Genomic DNA, 22,738 nt, shown 5'->3' with positions numbered 1-22,738 from the left:
TTGGCGATGACACTGCGGATCGGCATTTATGCGTTTGACGACGTCGAAGTCCTGGATCTGGCCGGGCCCTACGAGGTGTTCACCACCGCCGCACGCCTCCAGGCGCGTGGCCACGACGCCACCCCGCGCCTTGAAGTGGTGCTGATCGCCAGCACGTCCGGGCCGGTGCGCAGCCGGCCGGGAATGGCGCTGATCGCGCCGCATGCCTTGCGCGATGCTCCGCCTCTGGATGTGCTGCTGGTGCCCGGAGGTGTGGTCGAGGCCGAGCTGGATCGGTCCGAGGTGCTGGACTGGATCGCCGCGACTTCCGCACACGCGCGCATCGTCGCCTCGGTCTGCACCGGCGCCTTCCTGCTGGCCGCGGCCGGCCTGCTGGAAGGGCGCGAGGCGACCACGCACTGGGAAGACCTGGACGAGCTGCGCGCGCGCTTCCCCCGCGTCCTGGTGCGCGATGACGCACGCTGGATCGATACCGGCCACATTGTCACCTCGGCTGGTATTTCGGCCGGCATCGACATGAGTCTGCACCTGGTGCGCAGACTGTGCGGCGAGGAGCTCGCGCAGGCGACCGCGCGGCAGATGGACTATGCGTGGCAGGACAGCGGTGTTTCCCACCGGGAGTCCGCGCGCGCATCCTGATTCCCGGCGCTGGCGGCATGGGGGACCCGCGTCCTCGACGCACGCCCGGCCGGTGCGGCGGTCCACCGCGGCGCACTACACTTGCCGGCCATCCCCAGGCGAAGGAGTGCGACATGAGGCAGGTGGTCATGACCGTGGCGGTGCTGAGCGGCGCGTTGGCGCTGGTAGCGTGCAAGCCGCAGCCGCAGCCGCCCTCGGCGCAGGACGCCGCCGCGCCCGCGGCGAGCGCACCCGCCGATTCGGCGCCCGCCGCGGCCAAGGACACCGCGCCGGCCGTGGCCAAGGGCTTCGATCCGGCCAGCCTGCCGGTGTCGAGCGTGGCGCTGGGCGACTTCCCCTATCTCAAGCTGCCCGATGGCTACGTGCCGACCAACAAGGCGGAGCTGGCCGAGTTCGACCAGGTGCCGCTGTGGACGGGCGACCGGCTCGAGCCGGTGGAAGGCAGGATCTGGTGGACCAACGTCAGCGCGGTCCAGGACAAGACGTTCTCGCAGCTGGAGCTGACCCGTAACATCGAGGCCGCGGTGGCGGCCATGGGCGGCCGCAAGATCTTCGACGGCCAGATCCCCACCGCGGCCCTCGACCAGCTCAAGACCTGGCGCGGCGATCCGGCCTCACGCTTCGTCGATGGCCTGGGCGACATCTACAACAACCCGGCGCAGGTGTTCGTGGTCCATCGCGCCGACCGCGACATCTGGATCCACCTGTGCAGCTATCAGTTCGGCGCCGGGCTGCTGATCGCCGAGACCAAGCCGCTGCAGATCACCGCCGGCCTGCTGCCGGCCAGCGCGCTGAAGGCGCAAATCGACAAGGCCGGCAAGGTCGCGCTGCACGTCAACTTCGCCACCGACAAGACCGAGATCCTGCCCGACTCGCAGCCGCAGATCGCCCAGGTCGTGCAGCTGCTCAAGGACGATCCGGCGCTGAAGCTGGCCGTCAACGGCTACACCGACAACACCGGCGAGGCGGCGCACAACAAGGCGCTGTCCGAAGGCCGGGCCAAGGCGGTGGTGGCCGCGCTGACCGCGCAGGGCGTGGAGGCCGCGCGCCTGTCAGCCGCCGGCTTCGGCCAGGCCGACCCGGTGGCCGACAACAGCAGCGAAGACGGCAAGGCCAGCAACCGCCGGGTCGAGCTGGTCAAGCAGTGACCGCAACGTCCGCCTGCGCCGCCTTCGGCGCAGGCGCGCGCGATGGCGCAGCACGCGCCTGCGTGCTTACATGCCTGCCGTTGACCGAGTAAGAGGCAAGGCATGCGCATCCTGGTATTGGGGGCCGGCGGCACCGGCGGCTATTTCGGCGGTCGCCTGGCGCAGGCGGGGGTCGATGTGACCTTCCTGGTGCGCCCGGCGCGCGCCGAGCAGCTGGCCCGCGACGGGCTGGTGATCGAGAGCCCGCTGGGCGACGCGCACCTGGCCGTGGCCTGCGTCACCGCCGAAGCGCTGCCGGCACTGGCGGCGCAGCGGCCCTTCGACTTGGTGCTGCTGAGCTGCAAGGCCTACGACCTGGACAGCTCGCTCGACGCCATCGCCCCGGCGGTCGCGCCCGGACACGACCGTGCTGCCGATCCTCAACGGCCTGCTGCACTACGCGGCCCTGGATGCGCGCTTCGGCGCGGACAGGGTGCTGGGCGGGCTCTGCTTCATCAGTGCGATGAAGGGCGATCGGGGCCAGATCGTGCACCTGGGCAAGGCGGCCTCGATCACCTTCGGCGAGCGTGACGGCAGCGGCGACACACCGCGCGTGCAGGCCCTGGCCGCGGTGCTGGCGCAGGCCGGGGTGCAGTACGAGGCGCGCAGCGACATCGCCGTGGCGCAGTGGACCAAGTACAGCTTCCTCACCGCGCTGGCGGGGGCGACCTGCCTGATGCGCGGTAGCGTCGGTGCGATCGTGGCCTGCGAGGGCGGGCGCGACTTCATGACTGGCCTGTACCGCGAGTGCCTGGACGTGGCCGCCGCGGCGGGCGCCAAGGTGCCCGAGACCGCGCAGGCCTCGATGCTGGAGGTGCTCACCCAGCCCGGCTCGTCGCTGACCGCCTCGATGCTGCGCGACCTGCAGGCCGGCCAGCGCGTGGAAGCCGCGCACATCGTCGGCGACATGGCCCATCGCGCCGCCCACTTCGGCCTGCGCGTGCCGCGCCTGGACACGGCCTGGATCCACCTGCAGGTCTACGCCGCGCAGCTCACCTGACTCCTTCGCGCCGCCGCCACGCGCCGCTGCCGATGCTGCGCGGCGTTGCGTCCTAGGGGAGCGGTGTCGATGAAGGGCTTGTCCGGGTTGTTCAAGGCCGGCCACGTGCTGGTGATCTTCATGTTCGTGCTGTGCGGCGTGGCCCTGCTGTGGCTGGCCGCGCAGGAGCTGTGGCACGGCCTGGTCCAGGCGCCGGCCGGGGCGGACATGCGCGCGCGCTTCAACACCGTGCTCGAGTGCGTGGGCCTGCTGACCATCGCGCTGGTGTCGATCGAGCTGGGCCAGACGATCTTCGAGGAAGAGGTGCTGCGCGACGTCAAGGTCAGCGGGCCCACGCGCGTGCGCCGCTACCTGTCGCGCTTCCTGGTGGTGGTGGTGATCGCGCTGTCGATCGAGACGCTGGTGTCGGTGTTCGAGATGGCGCACGAGGCGCCCAGCCAGCTGCCCTATGCGGCGTCCATCGGCGCCACCGCCGCGCTGCTGCTGGTGTCCTGGGGCGTGTTCGTGCGCTTCAACCGCGCCGCCGAGGAGCTGGAGCCCGAGGCGATGGCCGATGCCAAGCGCGAGGACGACAAGGTCGCGTCCTAGAGCGCTTGGCCAGGCAGGCCGAAGAACGCGCGCGCCGTCGCGGTGGTGGCCTGGGCGATGCGGTCCGCGTCCTCGCCGCGGTCGCGCGCCAGTTCCTCGGCGATGTGCGGCAGGAAGGCCGGCTCGTTGCGCCGGTCCTTCGGCAGCGGCCTGAGCGTGCGCGGCAGCAGATAGGGCGCGTCGGTCTCGATCATCAGCCGCTGCGCCGGGATGCTGGGGACCAGCTCGCGCAGGTGCGCGCCGCGGCGCTCGTCGCACAGCCAGCCGGTGATGCCGATATGCCAGTCCTGGTCGAGGTAGTCGAACAGCTCCTCGCGCGTGCCGGTGAAGCAATGCACCACCGCCGCCGGCAGCCGGCCGTCGAACTGCTTCATGATCGCCATGAAGTCCGCATGCGCATCGCGCTGGTGCAGGAACAGCGGCTTGCCGGTATCCACAGCGGTCTGTAGCTGGCGCTCGAACGCGCGCCGCTGCGCCGGGCGCGGCGAGAAGTCGCGGTTGTAGTCCAGCCCGCATTCGCCCACGGCCACCACTTCCGGCTGCGCGAGCAGGGCGCGCATCTCGGCATCGCATTCCTCCGTGTATTCGACCGCGTGGTGCGGATGCACGCCGGCGGTGGCGAACAGCACGCCCGGATGCGCGCGCGCCAGGTCCAGCGCCTTGGGCGAATGCTCGCGGCTGGCGCCGGTGATCACCAGCTGGGCCACACCGGCTGCGCGCGCGCGCTGCAGCACCGCGTCGCGGTCGCGGTCGAAGGACTCGTGGGTGAGGTTGGCACCGATGTCGATGAGCTGCATGGAGCGTGGCGCACGAACGTGGGGGCGGCCATTGTAGGGCGTGGCCGACGCGCGCCTTATCCTGTGCGCGATGTCCGCACCTTCCTTCCCCATCGCTTCGCTGCTGCCGCAGATCACCGCGTCGCTGGCCGACCATCCGCGCCTGGTGCTCGAGGCCCCGCCCGGCGCCGGCAAGACCACCCAGGTGCCGCTGGCCCTGCTCGACGCGCCGTGGCTGGAAGGCCGCAGGATCGTGATGCTCGAACCGCGCCGCGTGGCCGCACGCGCCGCCGCCGGCTTCATGGCCCGGCAGCTGGGCGAGGCGGTGGGCGAGACCGTCGGCTACCGCATCCGTTTCGAGAACAAGGTCGGCCCGCGCACGCGGATCGAGGTCGTGACCGAAGGCATCCTCACCCGCATGCTGCAGGACGACCCGCTGCTGGAAGGCGTCGGCGCGCTGCTGTTCGACGAATTCCACGAACGCCACCTGGCCGGCGACCTCGGTCTGGCCCTGGCGCTGGACGTGCAGGCCGGCCTGCGTGAAGACCTGCGCATCGTGGTGATGTCAGCGACGCTGGATGGCGAGCGCCTGTCGCAGTGGCTGGACGCGCCGCGCCTGACCAGCGCCGGCCGCAGCTTCCCGGTGGCGGTGTCGCATTTCCCCGCGCGCCGCGACGAGGCGCTGGAGTCGCAGGTGCGCCGCGCGATCGAACAGGCGCTGGCCGAGCAGCCCGGCGACCTGCTGGTGTTCCTGCCCGGCCAGCGCGAGATCGGCAAGGTCGAAGCCGCGCTGGGCCACAGCCCGGCGCTGCGCCAGGCGCGCGTGCTGGCCCTGCATGGCGAGCTGCCGGTCGAGCGCCAGTCCGAGGTGCTGCAGCCCGATCCCGACGGTCGCCGCCGCGTGGTGCTGGCCACCAACGTGGCCGAGTCGTCGGTGACCCTGCCCGGCGTGCGCGTGGTGATCGACAGCGGCCTGGCGCGCGAACCGCGCTTCGACCCCAACAGCGGCTTCTCGCGGCTGGATGTGGTGAGCATCGCCCAGGCCTCGGCCGACCAGCGCGCCGGCCGCGCCGGGCGCGTCGCCGAGGGCGTCGCCTGGCGGCTGTGGCCGGCCTCGCAGCGGCTCGAACCGCAGCGCCGCCCCGAGCTGGCCCAGGTCGAGCTGGCCGCGCTGGCGCTGGAGCTGGCCGCCTGGGGCAGCGACGCGCTGCGCTTCCCCGATCCACCGCCGGCCGGCGCGCTGGCCGCCGCGCGCGACCTGCTGCGCAAGCTCGGCGCGCTGGGCCAGGCCGGCACCATCACCGAGACCGGGCGGCGGATGCTGCGCCTAGGCACGCATCCGCGCCTGGCCGCGATGCTGCTGGCCGCGCCGGCCGGACCGCTGCGCGCCGTGGCCTGCGACCTGGCCGCCCTGATCGAGGCGCGCGATCCGCTACGCCAGGCCGGCGATGGCCTGGCCGCGCGCTGGCGCGCCCTGGCGGCGTTCCGCAACGGGCGCGTGCCAGGCGATGCGCACCGCGGCGGCCTGGCGGCCATCGAGGCCGCCGCGCGTCAGTGGCGCCGCCGCGTGCGCGAGGACGCCAGCGCCCCGACCGAGCTGGACGCGCACGTGCTCGGCGATCTGCTCATCCACGCCTTCCCCGACCGCATCGGCTTCCGCCACCCGACCGATCCGCTGCGCTACGCGCTGAGCAACGGCCGCACCGCGCGCCTGTTCGACGACAGCAGCCTGCGCGGCGAGCCGTGGATCGTGGCCAGCGAGCTGCGCTTCGAGGCGCGCGACGGCCTGATCCTGCGCGGCGCGCCGGTGGACGAGGCCGCGCTGCGCCAGGCCTTCGCCGAGCGCTTCTCCACCGGCGACCACGTGCGCTGGGACGCGGATCGGCGCGCGCTGGTGGCTCAGCGCGAGACGCGCTTCGACGCCATCGTGCTGGACGCGCGCCCGGCCGGCCGCGTCGACCCGGCGCAGGCGGCCGGCGCGCTGACCGAGGCGGTGCGCGAGCTCGGCCTGGACGCGCTGCCGTGGACGCCGGGCCTGCGCCAATGGCAGGCGCGCGTGCAGAGCCTGCGCGCCTGGATGCCCGAGCTGGCGCTGCCCGACCGCTCCGATGCGGCGCTGCTGGCCACGCTGGACCACTGGCTCAAGCCCGCCTTCGCCGGCAAGACGCGCCTGGACGCGCTGGACGAGGCCACGCTGGGCGAGGCGCTCAAGTCCGGCCTGGACTGGTCCCTGCGCCAGCGCATCGACGCCCTGGCGCCCACCCGCATCGCCGTGCCCTCCGGCCTGGAGCGGCCCATCGACTACGGCCTGGAGCACGACGGCAGCCCGCGCGCGCCGGTGCTTGCGGTCAAGCTGCAGGAGCTGTTCGGCCTGGGCGATACCCCGCGCATCGCCGACGGGCGCGTGCCGCTGACCCTGCAACTGCTCTCGCCGGGCGGCAAGCCGCTGCAGGTCACCCAGGACCTGCGCAGCTTCTGGGCCAACACCTATGCCGAGGTGCGCAAGGAAATGAAGGGCCGCTATCCCCGCCATCCCTGGCCCGACGACCCCTGGAGCGCCACCGCCACCCACCGCGCCAAGCCGCGCGGCACCTGAGCCCCTTCTTCTTGCGTTCGCGCCCACCTGTAGAGCGGAGCTTGCTCCGCTGGGGCTTTCCCCACGAACCGAACGAAGAGCAGCGGAGCAAGCTCCGCTCTACAGGCAGGCCGCTGCGAGATTTGTGGAGACGGTTGCTCCTACCCAAGAGCCAATCTCAGGTGAATCCCGGCATTCAGCTTGCGGCAGGCCTCGCGGCGCGGCGCACACAAGCCTTCCACACCGTGGCCGGGACACTGGCCGCCTGTCATCACCCAAGGGGGTCCCCCATGAGCAAGTTCTCCGACATCAGCGATCGCGCCCTGGAAACCGCCCTGGATCTGGTCCACCAGGCAGGCGACGGCCTGCGTCATGCCGGCAGCAGCGCGCGCGACCTGTTGCCCTCGCGCAGCTCCAAGGCCGCCAAGCTGTTCAAGAGCAGCGCCGCGCTGGGCGCGGTGCGCACCGGCGGCAAGGTCGCCGGCAACTTCGTCAAGCGCAATCCGGTGGCCGTGGGCGCCGCCGCGGCGGTGGGCGTGGGCCTGATCGGCTATGCCGTCTATCGCAAGTACAAGGAAAAGCAGGGCCAGCCGCTCAACGGCAGCGCCCGGCGTCTGGAGCCTGCGACCACCCGCGGCAATGCCGGCGTGCGTTCGCGCTCGACCCGCTACAGCCGCGTGGCGCCGAAGGCGACCCCGGCCAAGGACTAAAGGTTTCACGCTGAGTCCTCGGCCGTCGCGCCGCAACGGCGGTAGCGGCGGCCGAGCCAGCTTCTCACCGACACCCGGCCCTTCGCCGGGTGTTCGCGTTCTGGGCGTTGGCTGCTTCAGCCCTGCACGACGCGCCATTGCCCCGGCTGCAGGCCATCCAGCGTGATGCCGCCCATCGCCACGCGCACCAGCCGCAAGGTGGGCAGCCCCACCGCCGCGGTCATGCGCCGCACCTGCCGGTTGCGGCCCTCGCGCAGGGTCAGGGCCAGCCACGCATCGGGCACGGTCTTGCGCACCCGCACCGGCGGATCGCGCGGCCACAGCGCCGGCGGCGGATCGAGCAGGGCCGCGCGCGCGGGCAGGGTGGGGCCATCGTTCAACACCACGCCCGTGCTCAGCGCCTGCAGCTGCGCAGGCTGCGGCGTGCCCTCCACCTGCACCCAATAGGTCTTGTCCTGCTTGTGGCGCGGATCGGTCAGCCGATGCGCCAGTGCGCCGTCATCGGTGAGCAGCAGCAGGCCTTCGCTGTCGTAGTCCAGCCGGCCGGCGGCATAGACGTCCTTGGGCAGCCCGAAGCCGGCCAGCGTCGGTCGCGGCGTGGCGCTGCGGTCGGTGAACTGGCACAGCACGTTGAACGGCTTGTTGAAGGCGATCAGCACGGCGAAGCGGCGCGGGGGTGCGGGGGCCGCGCATTATCCCCCGTGCGCAGCCACCCCATCGCGAGGATTGCAGCGCGGGAGCCGTTACCTGCGGAACTCGGTCGGCTTTTCGAGCTGCACGATGGCCTCGTTGAAATCGTCCACGCGCGCGGCCAGCACCGCCTGCGCGTCGTACAGGCCGCGGTTGTAGAAGTAACCGCCGATCTCCTCGGCGAAAAAGTCCAGCAGGAACTCCGCATCGAAGCGGCCGATCTCCTGCCGCAGCTCCTGATCGAAATACAGCTGGATCCGGCGCACGATCGCCGCCTTCTCCTCGGCCTCGAACCGGATCGCGGCCATCGCTCAGGGTTTGATGAAGCGCAGCGTCATGCGATCGCTTTCGCCGATGGCGCGGTACTTGGCATCGTCGGCCGGCGGGTGCTTGTTGGTCGGCGGCAGGGTCCACACGCCACCGGGATAGTCCTTGGTGTCGCGCGGGTTGGCGTTGATCTCGCTCTGCCCCTCCAGCCGGAAGCCGGCCGCGGTGGCCAGCGCGATCACCTGCGCCTGGCCGACATAGCCGCTCTTGTCGTCGTCGGCCACGTCGGCCTTGGCGCGATGCTCGACCACGCCCAGCGTGCCGCCGGGCTTGAGCACGGCATAGAAGCCCTTGAACATCGCCTCGGCGTTGTCGGCCATGCGCCAGTTGTGCACGTTGCGGAAGGTGAGCACCACATCGGCCGAGCCGGCCGGGCCGAACACCGGGGCGGCCGGCGAATAGCGCACCAGCCTGGCCTTGCCGTAATGCGCCGGATCGGCGTCGAACAGCGCCTGCAGGCTGTCGGCGGCCTTCTGCTGGTAGGCGCGCGAGGATTCGGCCACCGCCGCCGGGTCGACCACCGCGGCGATGTACTGGCCTTCGGCCTGCAGGTAGGGCGCCAGGATCTCCGAGTACCAGCCGTTGCCCGGGGTGATCTCGATCACCGTGTCGTGCGGCTGCACGCCGAAGAAGGTCAGCGTCTGGCCCGGATGGCGGTACTTGTCGCGTTCGACATTGTCCGGCTTGCGCCAGCTGCCATCGACGCTGGCCTTCAGCGCGGGCGCCACGACAGACGGCGGGCTCGCCTGCTGTGCGAGGGCCACCGGCGCCAGCGCGGCGCACAGGGTGAGAACGGCAAGCGATCTGCGCATGAGCACATCCCATCAGCGAAGGTGCGCGCGAGCCTAGCATGTCGTGTGGACGTCACCAGGCGTGGACACGGCGTTAAACGCCCGCGGCCTACCGTGGGGCGTCCTTGTTGTTTCCCCACGTTCAGGACAGGAGTGCCACATGACCATTTCGCAACGTCCGCTCGGCAGGAGCGGCCTCACCGTCGCGCCGCTGGCCTTCGGCGGCAACGTGTTCGGCTGGAGCGTCAAGGACGCGGCCGGGACGGCGAAGCTGCTCGATGCCTTCGTCGACGGCGGCTTCAACCTCATCGACACCGCCGACGTGTATCCGGCCTGGGTGCCGGGCAACCGGGGCGGCGAATCGGAGACGCTGATCGGCCAGTGGCTCAGGTCCAGCGGCAAGCGCGACCAGGTGGTGATCGCCACCAAGGTCGGCAAGTGGGACGAGCTGCCCGGCCTGTCGCCGGACAATATCGAGACCGCGGTGGACCAGTCGCTCAAGCGCCTGGGCGTGGACACCATCGACCTCTACCAGGCGCATGCCGACGACCCCTCGATCCCGCTGGAGGCCACGCTGGGCGCCTTCGCGCGGCTGATCGAGAAGGGCAAGGTGCGCGCGATCGGCGCCTCCAACTACAGCGGCGAGCGCCTGGCCGAGGCGCTTGAGGTGGCGCAGGCCCAGGGTCTGCCGCGCTACGAGACGCTGCAGCCGGAGTACAACCTCTACGACCGGGCCGCTTACGAGCAGACGCTGGAGCCGCTGGCCAAGGCGCAGAGCCTGGGCGTGATCAACTACTACGCGCTGGCATCGGGCTTCCTGACCGGCAAGTACCGCGACCCGGCGGATGCGTCCAAGAGCCCGCGTGGCGAAGCCGCGGTCAGGAAGTATCTCAACGAGCGCGGCCGCCGGATCCTGGCGGCGCTGGACGAAGTGGCCGCCCAGCAGCGCGCCAAGCCCGCGCAGATCGCCCTGGCCTGGCTGATGGCGCGCGACTCGATCACCGCGCCGATCGCCAGCGCCAGCAGCGTCGAGCAGCTGCAGGAGATCCTGCGCGCGGCGCAGCTAACCCTGACCCCGGAGCAGATCCAGGCGCTGGACGAGGCCAGCGCGCCCTGACGCGGGCGTAAACCGTTGCGCGACGTGAAGGTTTGCCGGCACGGCGTCCACCCGCGCATGACGAGGCCGGATGGACATTCCGCAGCGCGTCGCCGCCTTAGCATCGCGGCGCGAGGAGGCCGTCGTGAGCGTTGCGCATCGCGGGTTCATCCAGCCCGGACCGTCCCACGAGTCCGAGGATTTCCTGCCGCTGCCGCCGGGCAGCGGCGAACCGCCGTGTCCGGTCCAGGCCGGTGATCCGCCCGAGCGTCGCGAAGACGAAGGCCCGCCGCAGCTGCATTAGCGTGGGCGCCATCGTCGCTTTCGATCGCGTCGCCGCCTTTTTGTAGAGCGGAGCTTGCTCCGCTGCATTTCGGTTGGAGCATTGGGAGAGCCTCAGCGGAGCAAGCTCCGCTCTACAGGGGCCGCCTTGGGCGGCGGTTGCAGTGCGCTTTCCGGGTTCAGGCGCGCTCTCCCGAACCACTGCCGGCCGCCGCCCGTGACCGTGCGCTCACTCGTGGCTCGACAGAAGGCACCGACCGGGTGCAGCCTTGGCTGTTTGGAGCCCCCGAGGGCTTGGCATCCCCGGGGCATGGCCTAGAATGGCTGTAAACGTTTTCATGGCGAGACCGGATGTCGAATTCCGAACGGATTGAAGCCCTCATCGCGCAGATGACGGTCGAAGAGAAAGTGGGCCAGCTGGGAATCTTTGCCGACGCGCTGCGGCCGTTCGCCCCGGACGTGAACCCGGAGGCCAACGCGCTGGACGCCGCGCAGGTGCGCGAAGGCATCCGCGCAGGGCGCATCGGCGCGCTGTTCAACGGCGTCGGCGCGGCGCAGGGGCGCGAGGCCCAGCGCATCGCGCTGGAGGAGTCGCGCCTGGGCATCCCGCTGCTGTTCGGCTCGGACGTGATCCACGGCATGCGCACGGTGTTCCCGATCCCGCTGGGCGAGGCGGCCAGCTTCGAGCCCGACCTGGCCCGGCGCACCGCGCGCGCCACCGCCGTGGAAGCCACCGCCGCCGGCATCCATTGGACCTTCGCCCCGGCCGTGGACATCGCCCGCGACCAGCGCTGGGGCCGCGGCGCCGAGGGCGCCGGCGAGGACGTGGTGCTGGGCTGCGCCTTCGCCGCCGCGCGCGTGCAGGGCTTCCAGGGCCAGGCCGGGCTGCAGGCCGAGGACTGCCTGCTGGCCACGCCCAAGCACTTCGCCGCCTACGGCGCCGTGGCAGGCGGCCTGGAATACGCCAGCGTGGACATCTCCGAGCAGACCCTGCGCGATGTGCACCTGCCGCCGTTCAAGGCCGCCTTCGATGCCGGCGCGATCACGGTGATGAGCGCCTTCAACGACATCAACGGCGTGCCGGCCAGCGCCAACCGCTGGCTGATGACCGACCTGCTGCGCGGCGCCTGGCAGTTCCCCGGCCTGGTGGTGTCCGACTACACCGCCGACATGGAACTGATCGCGCACGGCTATGCCGCCGACGAACGCGACGCCACGCGCCGCGCGTTCACCGCCGGCCTGGACGTGAGCATGCAGAGCGGCTTCTACCAGCGCCACCTGGGCGCGCTGGTGGAGAGCGGCGAGGTGTCGATGGCGCAGCTGGACGAGGGCGTGCGCCGCGTGCTGTGGGTGAAGGAGCAGATCGGCCTGTTCGACAATCCCTACCGCTCGCTCGACGCCGCGCGCGAGGCCGAGACCACGCACCTGGCCGAGCACGAAGCGCTGGCGCGCGACGCGGCGCGGCGTTCCATCGTGCTGCTGAAGAACGACGATGCGGTGCTGCCGCTACGCAAGCAGGGTCAGAAGATCGCGCTGATCGGCCCGTTCGTGCGCGACCGCGACAACATCGAGGGTTGCTGGACGCTGTTCGGCGACAAGTCGCGCTACGTCACCCTCGAGGCGGGCGTGCGCGCCGCGCTGGGCGGGCAGGCGCAGCTGATCGTCGAAGACGGCTGCGCGCTGGAAGCGGCGATCGAGGGCGGCATCGAGGCCGCCGTCGCCGCGGCGCAGGCCAGCGACGTGGTGGTGCTGGCCATCGGCGAGCCGCAGCGCTACAGCGGCGAGGCGCAGTCGCGCACGCAGATCGTCGTGCCGGCCGCGCAGCAGGCCTTGGCCGAAGCGCTGGCGGCGACCGGCAAGCCGCTGGTGGTGCTGCTGCGCAACGGCCGCGCGCTGGCGCTGCAGGGCGCCGTGCGCGACGCGCAGGCCATCGCGGTGACCTGGTTCCTGGGCAGCCAGACCGGGCATGGCGTGGCCGACGTGCTGTTCGGCGACTACAACCCCTCGGCCTGCCTGCCGGTGAGCTTCCCGCAGGACTCGGGCCAGCAGCCGCTGTTCTACAACCACCCGCGCACCGGCCGTCCCGAGCTGCCCGACGTGCACGAGTACAAGTCGCGCTGGCGCGAGTTCACCGCCGACGCGTTGTATCCCTTCGGCCATGGCCTGTCGTACACGTCCTTCGCCTACGGCACGCCGCAGCTGTCCACGGCCCAGCTGGGCTGGGACGAGACGCTGGTGATCACCACCACCGTCACCAACACCGGTGCGGTGGCGGGCGAGACCGTGGTGCAGCTGTACGTGCACGACCGCGTCGCCAGCCGCGTGCGCCCGGTGCGCGAGCTCAAGGGCTTCAACAAGATCGCGCTGCTGGCCGGCGAATCGGCGCAGGTGCAGTTCCAGCTGGACCGCCATCTGCTGGCCTTCACCGGCACCGACCTGGTGTTCGGCGCCGAGCCCGGCCTGTTCGACCTGTGGGTCACCGACTCGTCGGCCAACGGCAGCGCGGTGCAGTTCGAGCTGCTGGCGCCGAAAGGCTGATCGATCCGCCGGGCGCCGTTACGTCGGCACCCGAGATTGCGCATCAAGGGCTGACGCGTATCGTCGGCCCACTGGACGGCTGCCGCGAGGCGGCCGTTCTTTTTTGCGCCTTCCTGCCGCTGCGCTCGCCGCTGCCAGCGCGGCCCGCGCTCAGCGCTCAGCGCGCGTCCTTCTCCGGCAGGCGCCAGTCGAGGATGGCGCGGGCCAGGGCGTGCTGGTCCGGCGGCAGGCGCACGCGCAGTTCGTGGTAAGGCAGGTCGGCCTTGCCGTCGAACCAGGCCAGCCCGTCCACCGACAGGGCGCCGGCCTGGCTGTGGTAGCCCAGGGTGTGCGGGCCCAGCACGGTGGTCTTCAGGTCCGGGCCTGCGCCTTCGTAGACGAAGAAGTCTTCCTTGCGCCCCTGCTCGCGGGCCTGGGCGAAGAAGGCGCTAGCCGCGCCGACCGCGCAGCCCACGCAGGCGCCGGCGTCGTACAGCGAAACCTCGCCCTGGCCGTCCTCGGCAAGGAAGGCGATCGAAGCCGAGCCGTCCACGCCCAGCGCGCCGCGTACCGGCTGCCAGCCGCGTGGCACCAGCAGCCAGCCGCGCGGGGTGGACCAGGCGGTGAGCCGGGCGGCCAGAGCCGGAGCCAGCGTGGCGTCCAGGGTCAGCGGCGGCGCGTCCGCGGTGCTCCAGCCGCCGTCTTCCATCGGATCGACCGCGATGAGCTGCATCGCCGGCAGGCGCACGTCGTTGTTCAGCGCCAGCTCGCCCAGCGCGCGGCTGCGCGGCGCGGCGTCGGCGGGCGCGCGTTCGGGCGGGGCGTCGAGGCGATAGACCTCGGCCTGGGCCAGGCCTGCCAGGAGCAGCAACAGCAGCCCGCTGCAGGGGCGCAGGAAGGACGGGAGCGACATCGGCATCGACTCACAGGGGCGGCGTGCGCGGAGCATAGGCAGCCGTTTTGGCGGGCGTGTGTCGCCCCCGGTGGCTGCTAGCGCAACAGCCAGTCGCGCAGGGCGCGGCTGACCGCGTCGGGCTGCTCCAGCGGGCTCAGGTGACCGCACTGCGCCACCCGCACGAGGGTGGCGTCGGGCAGCAGGGCGGCCATCTGTTCGTGCACCGCCGGCGGGGTGATCGCGTCGTGCTCGCCGACCAGCACCAGCGCCGGCCCGGCGAAGGCGCGCAACACCGCGCTGCCATCGACGCGCGCGAACGCGCTCTGGCGCAGGAAGACCTCGGCGCCCAGGCGCTGGGTCATGCTTCGGATGCGCGCCAGCAGCGCGGCGTCGCCGTGGTGCGAGGGATCGGTATAGGCCCGCATCAGCGCCTCGCCGAAGCCATGGAAGGCGCCGCGCCGGACCGCGGCCTGCTGCGCGCGGCGCTGTTCGGCGCGGGCCGGCGTGTCGGGCAGGTAGGAGGTGTCCAGCAGCGCCAGCCGCGTGACCCGCTGCGGGGCGATGCGCAGGATCTCCTGCGCCACGTAGCCGCCCAGCGAGAAGCCGGCCAGGGCGAACGCCGGCGGCGCGGCCGCCAGCACCTGCTGCGCCACCGCGTGCAGGCTCTCGCCCTGAGTCAGGTCGCCGACCTGGCAGTCGGCCAGATCGGACAGCGGCTCCAGCTGCGCATGCCACAGCTCGGCATCGTTGAGCAGGCCGGGCAACAGCAGCAGCGACTCGCGTGCGCTCATGCCTTGGTCGGACGGCGCATGTCGAACATGGCCTCCGGGCCCACGCGCACATACGCGCCGGGTCCGCCGGCGCGCAGGATCGGCGCGGCCGCGGCGGTGTCGTACACGCCATCGACCAGGAAGCGCCGGTCGATGTGCACGCCGACCACCTCGCCGAGCACCAGCCACTGCGGCAGCGCCTGGCCCTGCGCGTCGTTGAGCTGGATCAGCTGGGTCAGCCGGCACTCGAAGGCGGCCGGCGTGCCGGCCACGAACGGCGCATCGACCACGCGCCCGGGCAGGGCCTCCAGGCCGCTGCGTTCGAACTCGTCGACCTCAGCCGGGAACGGCGCCGAGCTCTGGTTCATCTGCGTGGCCTGCGCGGCGGTGGCCAGGTTCCAGGTGAACACCCCGGTGGCCTGGATGTTGCGCACGCTGTCCTTCCAGCCCGAACTGCTGAAGCCGATGAGCGGCGGCGTGTCGCCGAAGGCGTTGAAGAAGCTGTAGGGCGCCAGGTTGCGCACGCCTTCGGGCGAGACCGAGCCGATCCAGCCGATCGGCCGCGGCGCGACGATGGCCTTGAAGGGGTCGTGCGCCAGGCCGTGGCCGTCGGCGGGGCGATAGAAGTGCAGATCGGGCACGCGCAGGTCCAGGGCGACACCAGGGGCGCACAGCATGCCTGCGCGCGCGTGCCGACGCCGGCAACGCCCGCGCCCGGCGTCCCGCTATTTGAGATACGAGCGCAGGATCTTGTTCACGGCGGCGACCTCGGCGCGGCGCGCGGCGGAGTTCTTCTCCTCGGCCACGTGCGACTGCATATGACCTTCCAGCACCTCCAGCAGCAGGCTCTGCGCCGCGCCGCGGATGGCGGCGATCTGGGTCAGCACGGCCAGGCATTCCGGTTCGCCGGCCAGCGCCTTCTCCAGGGCGGCGACCTGGCCCTTGAGGCGCTTCACGCGCGGGGTCAGGCGCGGGGCGTCGTGGATCACATGCGACATGGGGCCGGGCTCGTGTATACCATGGGGGGGTATCCTACACCCCGGACCCGGCCCATGTCCCTCGACCACGCGCTGCATGCGCATCGCCACGACCACCAGTTCGTCACCGGCAATGCGGCCGGCGAGCGCAACACCCGCCGCGCCGTGGTGCTGACCGCGCTGATGATGGTGGCCGAGATCGCCGGCGGCTGGCTCTTCAACTCGATGGCGCTGCTGGCCGACGGCTGGCACATGAGCTCGCACGCGCTGGCGCTGGGCCTGTCGCTGCTGGCCTACGCGGCGGCGCGGCGTTATGCGCGCGACGCGCGTTTCGCCTTCGGCACCTGGAAGATCGAGATCCTCGGCGGCTACACCAGCGCGGTGCTGCTGCTGTGCGTGGCGCTGCTGATGGCCTGGCAGTCGGTGCAGCGGCTGGTCGATCCGCTGCCGATCCGCTACGACCAGGCCATCGTGCTGGCGGTGCTGGGCCTGGCGGTCAACCTGGTCTGCGCCTGGTGGCTGAAGGACGACCACACCCATCACCACCACGGGCACGACCACGGCCACGCGCATCACCACGACGATCACCACGGGCATGCCCACGGCGACCACGACCATCACGCCGACCTCAACCTGCGCGCCGCCTACCTGCACGTGCTGGCCGACGCGGCCACCTCGGTGCTCGCGATCGCCGCGCTGCTGGCCGGGCGTTTCTTCGGCGCGGCCTGGCTGGACCCGGTGATGGGCATCGCCGGCGCGGTGCTGGTCACGTTATGGGCCGTGGGCCTGCTGCGCGCCACCGGCCGGGTGCTGCTGGATGCGGAGATGGATGCGCCGGTGGTGGAGGAAGTGCGCGAGGTGGTCGCTGCGTTGCCGCAGCCGACGGCGATCAGCGACCTGCATGTGTGGCGCGTCGGCCGCGGCCAGTATGCGGCGATCGTCTCCCTGGTCAGCGCGGCTGGGCTGTCGCCGCAGGCGGTGCGCGCGGCGCTGGCCGTGCATGAGGAGCTGGTGCATGTCACGGTGGAGATCAATGCCGCGCAGGTCGCCTGATCCGCGGGCTTTGCTTTGTGGGAGCCACTACAGTGGCGATGGGCTCTACCAGGAAAGCCCTATCGCCACCATGGTGGCTCCTACCTGTAGAGCGGAGCTTGCTCCGCTGCTCTTCGTTCGGTTCGTAGGGAAGGCCCCAGCGGAGCAAGCTCCGCTCTACAGGCGGGTCGCCGCGAGATTTGAGGAGACAGGTGCTCCCACCAAGCCAACAGCCCTACCAGGTCAACAGCGCCTCAGCCGCGCGGGGCCAGCGCGGAGGCGACGCTGCGGGCGCGCGGATCATCGAACGGGCTGACCACCGCGAAGCTGGCATCGCCGCGCGACCAGTACTGGGCGAGCAGGTCGCCGTCGCGGCGCTGTCCGGGCCGGCGGAACCAGCCGCCCGGGCGCACGTACAGACCCAGGCGCGTGCCCTGCGCGTCGGCGTAGACCAGCATGGCCGCCGCGCCCTGCTCGGTGGACAGGCGCTGGCCGCCGACCAGGTGGAAGCCCTGGGCCGAGAGGTCGGGCACCCGGTCGAGCGCGCCGAAGTGCAGGGCCAGCCAGTCGCGCAGCTGCGCGGGCGAGGCGCTGTCCAGCGAGGCCAGGGTGTCGCTGGTGGCGAACAGCCGGTAGGCGGCCACGGCATCGGCCATCGGCAGGCGCGCGACCGGGTTCTGCGCCTGTTTCGCCTGCCAGCCCAGGCCGACGCCGACGCACAGCGACAGCGCCATCGCCGCGGCCATGCCCAATCGGGTGCGGCGCCGCGCGCGGACCTGGCGGCGCAGGCGGGCCGGGTCCAGCAGCGGATTGGCCGGCCAGTGTTCGGGAAGCGCCTGCTGCACGCGCAGGCGTTCGGCGTCGCGCTTCCAGTCGGCCACCACTGCCGCACGCTCGGGGTGGGCGGCCAGCCAGCGCTCGATCTCGGCGCGCGCGCTCGCGTCGAGCTGGCCGTCGACATAGGCGTGCAGGTCGGCTTCGCTGGGCGCCAGATGGATCATCGCAGCACCTTCAGCGCCGGCCGCGCCGGCTTGGGTTCGGTGTCGCTGGCCGCGCGCAGCGCCTGGCGCGCGCGGGCCAGGCGCGACATGACCGTGCCGATCGGCACGCCCAGCGTGTCGGCGACCTCGCGATAGCTGAAGCCCTCCACGCTGACCAGCAGCAACAGCGCGCGCTGTTCGGCCGGCAGGGTGTCGAAGGCCGCCAGCGTGGCGTGCGAGGCGGCCACGCGTTCGGCCGAGGGCGCGGTCTCGGCGTCGCCGCCGCTGAACAGCTGGGCCAGCCGCCGCCAGCGCTGGCCGCGGCGGTGTTCGTCGATGAACTGCCGGTAGAGGATCGAGAACAGCCAGGCCTGCAGCGCATCGGGCGTGTGCCGGTGGCGGGCGTGGAGCAGTGCGCGTTCCAGCGTGGCCTGGACCAGATCGTCGGCCGCGGCGGGCTCGTGCACCAGCGAGCGCGCGAACCGGCGCAGACGCGGGATCAGCGTGCGCAGCGTGGCGTCGTCGAGATCGGTGGGGGTGGGCATGGCGGCCAGGTGTCGCGGGGATCTGGATAGGACGAACCAGAGCGCAGGGTATTCCCGAATCGGAAGGCTTTGCGTGAGCAGCGGGTCTGGAGGCGCATGGACCATCGAAGCTGCTGCTGACTGCTCCCTCCCTTTCACGCGCAGCGTGAAGGGGAGGGTTGGGGAGGGGTGCTTTTGTTGTTGCTTCTCGCTCCAGACGACAGCAAAAGCAAAGGCCAACCCCTCCCCAGCCCTCCCCTTCACGCTGCGCGCGAAAGGGAGGGGGCAAAAGAACGCTGCGGCGCGATGCGGGAATAAATCCCCCCGCCGCGACGTCCTACCTGCACTCTCCCGCCATCGCCAGGTCCGCCCATGTCCCAGCCCCCTGCTCCCCCGCCCAAGCGCAGCGCCGTGCCCGCGCTGGCCGGGATCGCCGCCATCGTCGCCGTCCTGGCCGTGGCCTTCGCCTGGGTCGGTGGCTGGTTCGGCCGCGGCCTGACGCCGCAGCAGATGACCGACACCATCGAGGCCGGCAAGCCGCATCCAGGCTTCCGCCGTGCCCACACCAAGGGGGTGTGCGTGGCCGGCGCGTTCACGCCAAGCGCGCAGGCGCCGCAGCTGTCCAAGGCGCGGGTGTTCACCCAGCCCAGCACGCCGATCCTGGGGCGGCTATCGATCGGCGGCGGCGATCCGCATGGCGCCGACAGCCAGGCCCGCGTCCGCAGCGTCGCGCTGCTGCTCAAGACCGACGACGGCCAGGAATGGCGCACGGCGATGAACAGCTTTCCGTTCTTCGTGGTCGCCACACCGGAAGGCTTCCAGGCGCAGAACCTCGCCTCGGCGCCCGATCCGGCCACCGGCAAGCCGGACCCGGCCAAGATGGCCGCGTTCCTGGCGCAGTATCCGGAAGCCAAGAAGTTCCTGGCCTGGGCCAAGTCGGCGCCGTGGTCCAACAGCTGGGCCAATACCCAGTTCAACGGCGTCAACAGCTTCTGGTTCACCAATGCGCAAGGCGAGCGCCATGCGGTGCGCTGGTCGTTGCGGCCGCAGGCGCCGTTCGAGGCGCTCAGCGAAGCGCAGCGCGCGCAGTCCGACGCGGACTTCCTCAGCGAGGAGTTCGATACGCGTCTGGCCAAGGGCCCGGTGAAGTGGGATCTGGTCGTCACCGAGGCCGGCGACGGCGATCCGATCGACGATCCCTCACAGCCCTGGCCCGACGACCGCACCCAGGTCGTGGCCGGCACGGTGAGCTTCACCGCCACCTCGCCGCAGGACACCGGCGCCTGCCGCGACATCAATTACGACCCGACGGTGCTGCCCGATGGCATGGCGCCGTCGAAGGATCCGATCCTGGCGGCGCGCTCGGCGGTGTATTCGGTCTCCTTCAACCGCCGCGAGCACGAAATCGGCACGGGCCAGGCGCCCGAAGCCACCGGCGCCGCGAAAGGAGACGCGAAATGAACCGCTATGGGCACTTCGACGCGCTGGCGCGCGCGCTGCACTGGCTGATGGCCGCGATGATCCTGGCGATGCTGTTCATCGGCGCCGGCATGGTGGTCTCCCTGGCCTGGCGGCCGACGCTGCTGGACCTGCACCGGCCGCTGGGCATCGCCATCCTGCTGCTGGTGATCGTGCGGCTGATCAACCGGCTGCGCAGCCCGCCGCCGCCGCTGCCAGCCGACCTGCCGGCGATCCAGAAGCTGGCCGCGCATGCCTCGCACTGGCTGCTCTACGGACTGATGTTCGCCATGCCGCTGATCGGCTGGGGGATGCTGTCGGCCGGCGGCTATCCGATCGTGCTGTTCGGCGGCGTGCATCTGCCGCCGATCGCGCCGCACAGCGCCGATCTGTATGCGCTGCTGCGCCCGGCCCATACGGTGCTGGCCTATGTGCTGTTCGCCACCGTGCTGGGCCACCTGGCCGCCGCGCTGTTCCACGCCTGGGTGCGCCGCGATGGCGTGTTCGCCAGCATGGCGCGCAGCGGGAAGCGGTGAATGCTGGGTCGTGGTGGTGGGCGCTTGGGTGAAGCCTCATCGCCGCCATGGCGGCTCCCACCTGTAGAGCGGAGCTAGCTCCGCTGCTCTTCGTTCGGTTCGTGGGGAACGCCTCAGCGGAGCAAGCTCCGCTCTACAGAAGTGCGGCTGCTGGAGTTGAGGAGACAGTTGCTCCCACCCAGCGAGTCACTGCCGCAGTTCGCGGATCGGTGCGGTGATGCCGGCGTCCCAGCCGGGCGTGATGCGCCAGGGATTGATGTCCAGGCCGCCGCGGCGGGTGTAGCGCGCCTCCACCGACAGGCGCTGCGGGGCGCAGCGCGCGGACACGTCGGCGAAGATGCGCTCCACGCACTGCTCGTGGAAGCCGGCGTGGTCGCGGAAGCTCACCAGGTAGCGCAGCAGGCCGGCGTGGTCGATGCGCGGGCCGTCGTAGCGCAGCACCACCGTGCCCCAGTCCGGCTGGCCGGTGACCGGGCAGTTGGACTTGAGCAGGTGCGAGACAAGCGTCTCGCTGGCCAAGTCGTCCGCATCGGCCGACAGGTGCGCAGGGTTGGGCGGGCCGTAGTCGTCGATGTCCAGCTCCAGCGCATCCAGCAGCGTGCCGGGTTGCTCGCCGAAGGGCGGCAGGCCGGCCTGCACCTTCACCGCGCCGCCGGCGCGCGCGGACAGGTCGGCCGCCACGCGTTCGCAGACCGCATCGAGGGTCTCGAAGCGCTCGGCATTGAGCGAGTTGAGGTAGAGCTTGAGCGACTTGGACTCGATCAGGTTCGGCGCATCGGCCGGCACGGTCAACGTGGCGGTGGCGACCTGCGGCTTGCCGCGCGTGTCCAGCCACGCCAGTTCATAGGCATGCCAGCGGTCGTGGCCGGTGAAGGGCAGGGCGGCCGCGTCCAGGCCGATCTCGGCGCGGGCGGCCGCGCGTGGGATCGGGAACAGCAGGGCCGGGTCGTAGTGCGAGGGATAGGCGACCTCGCGACCGAGCAGGGACTCTTGTGGGGTGTTCATGCGGGCATTTTAAGCCCGACCCCGGAACCCTACTGCGCGGCCGCCGGCGCCTGCCACCGGATCTTGCGGTGCAACGTGCTTTCGCCTGGGCGACGTACTCCCGCATCGACGCGGCGTACTGTCACGGCAGCGGTGGGCATACAGGTCCGCACTCGTGCGGAGCAGTAGAAGTCGTGAGTGGTCGCCTTTCGCAAGACACCGCTCGCCTTCGGCCAAGCGCCCCCGCACGAAGACAGAGGCGCCCGCCCGAGTCCCTCAGCGATGCACGGCCGCCATGCTCTGCTCGGGATAGCGCGTGCCCGCCGCGGCGCCGACGGGGAACACCGCATCGATCGCGGCCAGGTCGGCCGCATCCAGCACCAGATCGATCGCGCCCAGGTTCTCCTCCAGGTTGGCGATGCGGCGGGTGCCGGGGATCGGCACCAGGTCCTCGCCCTGGGCCAGCACCCAGGCCAGCGCCAGCTGGCTGGCGCTGACGCCCTTGGCCTCGGCCAGCGCGCGCACCTTGTCCACCAGCGCCAGGTTCCTGGCGAAGTTCTCGCCCTGGAAGCGCGGGTTGTGGCGACGGAAATCGTCGGCGTCGAAGTCCTCCGGCCGCTTGATCGCGCCGCTCAGGAAGCCGCGTCCCAGCGGCGAGTACGGAACGAAGCCGATGCCCAGTTCGCGCACGGTGGCCAGCACGCCGTTCTCTTCCGGGTCGCGGGTCCACAGCGAGTACTCGGTCTGCAGCGCGGTGATCGGGTGCACGGCGTGCGCGCGGCGCAGGGTCTCCGGCGCGGCCTCGGACAGGCCGAGATAGCGCACCTTGCCTTCCTCCACCAGGCGCGCCATCGCGCCGACGGTGTCCTCGATCGGCACGGTCGGGTCCACGCGGTGCTGATAGTACAGATCCACGTGGTCGGTACCCAGGCGGCGCAGGCTGCCTTCGATGGAGGCGCGCACGTAGTCGGGGCGGCCGTTGATGCCGCGCGCCTGCGGGTTGGCCGGGTCGCGCACGATGCCGAACTTGGTCGCGACGAACACGGCCTCGCGGCGCCCCTGGATCGCCTTGCCCACCAGTTCCTCGTTGGTGTGCGGGCCGTACATGTCGGCGGTGTCCAGCAGGGTCACGCCCAGGTCCAGGGCGCGGTGGATGGTGGCGATCGAGGTCGCGTCGTCGCGCGCGCCGTAGAAATCGCTCATGCCCATGCAGCCCAGGCCGAGGGCGGAGACGGTGGGGCCATTGCGGCCGAGAGTGCGGGTTTTCATTGCGTGCTCCTGTGGAGGGAAATCGGTGCAGCGGCCGCGGGGGCGCGGCGATCTGTCGTCATTGTCTGGTGCGGGCGCGTAGGCGACGGTGCACATGGATGCGCTGCACTGTTTCCTGCACGCCGATGCCCCGCT

Annotated in this window: 23 protein-coding genes and 1 pseudogene; 12 read left to right on the top strand and 12 right to left on the bottom strand. The window is 71.5% G+C overall.

The window, feature by feature from the left end:
* The first annotated feature begins 6 nt into the window (after positions 1–6).
* From QE438_RS14655 to QE438_RS14640, 4 genes and pseudogenes are all read left to right on the top strand, one after another.
* Positions 7–639, top strand: coding sequence for a DJ-1/PfpI family protein (locus QE438_RS14655; protein WP_306994646.1), 633 nt, complete (start codon positions 7–9; stop codon positions 637–639).
* 113 nt (positions 640–752) lie between these two features.
* Complete coding sequence (locus tag QE438_RS14650) at positions 753–1,787, top strand: OmpA family protein (RefSeq protein WP_306994648.1); 1,035 nt, start codon at positions 753–755, stop codon at positions 1,785–1,787.
* Between the two features lie 102 nt (positions 1,788–1,889).
* Positions 1,890–2,748 (top strand): annotated as a pseudogene (gene panE, locus QE438_RS14645) (2-dehydropantoate 2-reductase); the annotation flags it as partial.
* 147 nt (positions 2,749–2,895) lie between these two features.
* A complete protein-coding gene (locus QE438_RS14640; RefSeq protein WP_306994652.1) occupies positions 2,896–3,414 on the top strand; it encodes a hypothetical protein in 519 nt (172 codons plus the stop codon).
* Here QE438_RS14640 and QE438_RS14635 read toward each other — a convergent pair.
* Positions 3,411–4,211 (bottom strand): TatD family hydrolase, encoded by an 801-nt coding sequence (locus QE438_RS14635; RefSeq protein ID WP_306994654.1) that lies wholly within the window; start codon positions 4,209–4,211, stop codon positions 3,411–3,413. The genes QE438_RS14640 and QE438_RS14635 overlap by 4 nt on opposite strands.
* 70 nt (positions 4,212–4,281) lie before the next feature.
* Here QE438_RS14635 and hrpB point away from each other — a divergent pair, with 70 nt between their 5' ends.
* Both hrpB and QE438_RS14625 read left to right on the top strand, forming a co-directional pair.
* The gene (gene hrpB / locus QE438_RS14630; protein WP_307184104.1) at positions 4,282–6,786 is read left to right on the top strand and encodes an ATP-dependent helicase HrpB; all 2,505 of its coding nucleotides are present in this window, start codon (positions 4,282–4,284) and stop codon (positions 6,784–6,786) included.
* 269 nt (positions 6,787–7,055) lie between these two features.
* Positions 7,056–7,475 (top strand): hypothetical protein, encoded by a 420-nt coding sequence (locus QE438_RS14625; RefSeq protein WP_130520327.1) that lies wholly within the window; start codon positions 7,056–7,058, stop codon positions 7,473–7,475.
* Between the two features lie 116 nt (positions 7,476–7,591).
* Here QE438_RS14625 and QE438_RS14620 read toward each other — a convergent pair whose 3' ends face one another.
* The 3 genes from QE438_RS14620 to QE438_RS14610 all read right to left on the bottom strand — a co-directional run bounded on the left by QE438_RS14620 (position 7,592) and on the right by QE438_RS14610 (position 9,304).
* Positions 7,592–8,134, bottom strand: coding sequence for a pseudouridine synthase (locus tag QE438_RS14620; protein WP_306994656.1), 543 nt, complete (start codon positions 8,132–8,134; stop codon positions 7,592–7,594).
* 84 nt (positions 8,135–8,218) lie between these two features.
* Positions 8,219–8,473, bottom strand: coding sequence for a DUF2164 domain-containing protein (locus tag QE438_RS14615; RefSeq protein ID WP_306994657.1), 255 nt, complete (start codon positions 8,471–8,473; stop codon positions 8,219–8,221).
* A 3-nt stretch (positions 8,474–8,476) separates the two neighbouring features.
* Positions 8,477–9,304, bottom strand: coding sequence for a methyltransferase (locus QE438_RS14610; protein WP_306994659.1), 828 nt, complete (start codon positions 9,302–9,304; stop codon positions 8,477–8,479).
* A 139-nt stretch (positions 9,305–9,443) separates the two neighbouring features.
* On the opposite strand from QE438_RS14610, the gene QE438_RS14605 reads away from it, so the two are divergent.
* From QE438_RS14605 to QE438_RS14595, 3 genes are all read left to right on the top strand, one after another.
* Entirely contained in the window at positions 9,444–10,400 is a 957-nt protein-coding gene (locus QE438_RS14605; protein WP_306994661.1) for an aldo/keto reductase, read from the top strand.
* 124 nt (positions 10,401–10,524) lie between these two features.
* Positions 10,525–10,683, top strand: coding sequence for a hypothetical protein (locus QE438_RS14600; protein WP_306994663.1), 159 nt, complete (start codon positions 10,525–10,527; stop codon positions 10,681–10,683).
* Between the two features lie 329 nt (positions 10,684–11,012).
* Positions 11,013–13,199, top strand: a complete 2,187-nt coding sequence (locus QE438_RS14595) for a glycoside hydrolase family 3 N-terminal domain-containing protein (protein WP_307184105.1) — start codon at positions 11,013–11,015, stop codon at positions 13,197–13,199.
* A gap of 157 nt (positions 13,200–13,356) precedes the next feature.
* On the opposite strand, the gene QE438_RS14590 is transcribed toward QE438_RS14595, so the two are convergent.
* From QE438_RS14590 to QE438_RS14575, 4 genes are all read right to left on the bottom strand, one after another.
* Positions 13,357–14,091 carry a DUF4850 domain-containing protein gene (locus QE438_RS14590; RefSeq protein ID WP_306994665.1) on the bottom strand — a complete coding sequence of 245 codons (735 nt, stop codon included), beginning with the start codon at positions 14,089–14,091 and terminating at the stop codon, positions 13,357–13,359.
* A 77-nt stretch (positions 14,092–14,168) separates the two neighbouring features.
* Positions 14,169–14,864 (bottom strand): alpha/beta fold hydrolase, encoded by a 696-nt coding sequence (locus QE438_RS14585; protein ID WP_306994667.1) that lies wholly within the window; start codon positions 14,862–14,864, stop codon positions 14,169–14,171.
* Positions 14,861–15,490, bottom strand: a complete 630-nt coding sequence (locus tag QE438_RS14580) for a flavin reductase family protein (RefSeq protein ID WP_306996270.1) — start codon at positions 15,488–15,490, stop codon at positions 14,861–14,863. The genes QE438_RS14585 and QE438_RS14580 overlap by 4 nt, the downstream gene beginning before the upstream one ends.
* 78 nt (positions 15,491–15,568) lie before the next feature.
* Positions 15,569–15,841: a metal/formaldehyde-sensitive transcriptional repressor gene (locus QE438_RS14575; protein ID WP_306994668.1), complete on the bottom strand. Its 273-nt coding sequence runs from the start codon at positions 15,839–15,841 to the stop codon at positions 15,569–15,571.
* Between the two features lie 54 nt (positions 15,842–15,895).
* Here QE438_RS14575 and dmeF point away from each other — a divergent pair, with 54 nt between their 5' ends.
* Complete coding sequence (gene dmeF, locus QE438_RS14570; RefSeq protein WP_306994670.1) at positions 15,896–16,873, top strand: CDF family Co(II)/Ni(II) efflux transporter DmeF; 978 nt, start codon at positions 15,896–15,898, stop codon at positions 16,871–16,873.
* A 233-nt stretch (positions 16,874–17,106) separates the two neighbouring features.
* On the opposite strand, the gene QE438_RS14565 is transcribed toward dmeF, so the two are convergent.
* Both QE438_RS14565 and QE438_RS14560 read right to left on the bottom strand, forming a co-directional pair.
* A complete protein-coding gene (locus QE438_RS14565; protein WP_130534167.1) occupies positions 17,107–17,853 on the bottom strand; it encodes an anti-sigma factor in 747 nt (248 codons plus the stop codon).
* On the bottom strand, positions 17,850–18,377 hold the full coding sequence (locus tag QE438_RS14560) for an RNA polymerase sigma factor (protein WP_306994673.1): 528 nt from the start codon (positions 18,375–18,377) through the stop codon (positions 17,850–17,852). The genes QE438_RS14565 and QE438_RS14560 overlap by 4 nt, the downstream gene beginning before the upstream one ends.
* Before the next feature lie 351 nt (positions 18,378–18,728).
* Here QE438_RS14560 and QE438_RS14555 point away from each other — a divergent pair, with 351 nt between their 5' ends.
* Both QE438_RS14555 and QE438_RS14550 read left to right on the top strand, forming a co-directional pair.
* Positions 18,729–19,817 carry a catalase family peroxidase gene (locus tag QE438_RS14555; RefSeq protein WP_306994675.1) on the top strand — a complete coding sequence of 363 codons (1,089 nt, stop codon included), beginning with the start codon at positions 18,729–18,731 and terminating at the stop codon, positions 19,815–19,817.
* Complete coding sequence (locus tag QE438_RS14550) at positions 19,814–20,350, top strand: cytochrome b (protein WP_130532205.1); 537 nt, start codon at positions 19,814–19,816, stop codon at positions 20,348–20,350. The genes QE438_RS14555 and QE438_RS14550 overlap by 4 nt, the downstream gene beginning before the upstream one ends.
* A gap of 186 nt (positions 20,351–20,536) precedes the next feature.
* Here QE438_RS14550 and queF read toward each other — a convergent pair whose 3' ends face one another.
* On the bottom strand, positions 20,537–21,355 hold the full coding sequence (gene queF, locus QE438_RS14545; protein WP_306994677.1) for an NADPH-dependent 7-cyano-7-deazaguanine reductase QueF: 819 nt from the start codon (positions 21,353–21,355) through the stop codon (positions 20,537–20,539).
* A 255-nt stretch (positions 21,356–21,610) separates the two neighbouring features.
* On the bottom strand, positions 21,611–22,603 hold the full coding sequence (locus QE438_RS14540) for an aldo/keto reductase (RefSeq protein WP_306994679.1): 993 nt from the start codon (positions 22,601–22,603) through the stop codon (positions 21,611–21,613).
* Positions 22,604–22,738 lie beyond the last annotated feature (135 nt).

Origin of the sequence: Pseudoxanthomonas sp. SORGH_AS_0997, assembly GCF_031453535.1 — a bacterium.
GTDB classification, from domain to species: Bacteria; Pseudomonadota; Gammaproteobacteria; order Xanthomonadales; family Xanthomonadaceae; genus Pseudoxanthomonas_A; species Pseudoxanthomonas_A winnipegensis.
Note: the sequence above shows the minus strand (reverse complement) of the source record. Positions and strands in the feature narration are given on the sequence as shown.

Bases quoted from the DNA above. Each gene is read 5' to 3' on its own strand.
- QE438_RS14560 (WP_306994673.1), bottom strand. From the start codon at position 18,377: ATGCCCACCCCCACCGATCTCGACGACGCCACGCTGCGCACGCTGATC.
- QE438_RS14635 (WP_306994654.1), bottom strand. From the start codon at position 4,211: ATGCAGCTCATCGACATCGGTGCCAACCTCACCCACGAGTCCTTCGAC.
- QE438_RS14575 (WP_306994668.1), bottom strand. From the start codon at position 15,841: ATGTCGCATGTGATCCACGACGCCCCGCGCCTGACCCCGCGCGTGAAG.
- QE438_RS14565 (WP_130534167.1), bottom strand. From the start codon at position 17,853: ATGATCCATCTGGCGCCCAGCGAAGCCGACCTGCACGCCTATGTCGAC.
- QE438_RS14625 (WP_130520327.1), top strand. From the start codon at position 7,056: ATGAGCAAGTTCTCCGACATCAGCGATCGCGCCCTGGAAACCGCCCTG.
- QE438_RS14540 (WP_306994679.1), bottom strand. From the start codon at position 22,603: ATGAAAACCCGCACTCTCGGCCGCAATGGCCCCACCGTCTCCGCCCTC.
- QE438_RS14595 (WP_307184105.1), top strand. From the start codon at position 11,013: ATGTCGAATTCCGAACGGATTGAAGCCCTCATCGCGCAGATGACGGTC.
- QE438_RS14650 (WP_306994648.1), top strand. From the start codon at position 753: ATGAGGCAGGTGGTCATGACCGTGGCGGTGCTGAGCGGCGCGTTGGCG.
- dmeF (WP_306994670.1), top strand. From the start codon at position 15,896: ATGTCCCTCGACCACGCGCTGCATGCGCATCGCCACGACCACCAGTTC.
- QE438_RS14555 (WP_306994675.1), top strand. From the start codon at position 18,729: ATGTCCCAGCCCCCTGCTCCCCCGCCCAAGCGCAGCGCCGTGCCCGCG.
- QE438_RS14615 (WP_306994657.1), bottom strand. From the start codon at position 8,473: ATGGCCGCGATCCGGTTCGAGGCCGAGGAGAAGGCGGCGATCGTGCGC.
- queF (WP_306994677.1), bottom strand. From the start codon at position 21,355: ATGAACACCCCACAAGAGTCCCTGCTCGGTCGCGAGGTCGCCTATCCC.
- QE438_RS14605 (WP_306994661.1), top strand. From the start codon at position 9,444: ATGACCATTTCGCAACGTCCGCTCGGCAGGAGCGGCCTCACCGTCGCG.
- QE438_RS14590 (WP_306994665.1), bottom strand. From the start codon at position 14,091: ATGTCGCTCCCGTCCTTCCTGCGCCCCTGCAGCGGGCTGCTGTTGCTG.
- QE438_RS14550 (WP_130532205.1), top strand. From the start codon at position 19,814: ATGAACCGCTATGGGCACTTCGACGCGCTGGCGCGCGCGCTGCACTGG.
- hrpB (WP_307184104.1), top strand. From the start codon at position 4,282: ATGTCCGCACCTTCCTTCCCCATCGCTTCGCTGCTGCCGCAGATCACC.
- QE438_RS14655 (WP_306994646.1), top strand. From the start codon at position 7: ATGACACTGCGGATCGGCATTTATGCGTTTGACGACGTCGAAGTCCTG.
- QE438_RS14640 (WP_306994652.1), top strand. From the start codon at position 2,896: ATGAAGGGCTTGTCCGGGTTGTTCAAGGCCGGCCACGTGCTGGTGATC.
- QE438_RS14610 (WP_306994659.1), bottom strand. From the start codon at position 9,304: ATGCGCAGATCGCTTGCCGTTCTCACCCTGTGCGCCGCGCTGGCGCCG.
- QE438_RS14585 (WP_306994667.1), bottom strand. From the start codon at position 14,864: ATGAGCGCACGCGAGTCGCTGCTGCTGTTGCCCGGCCTGCTCAACGAT.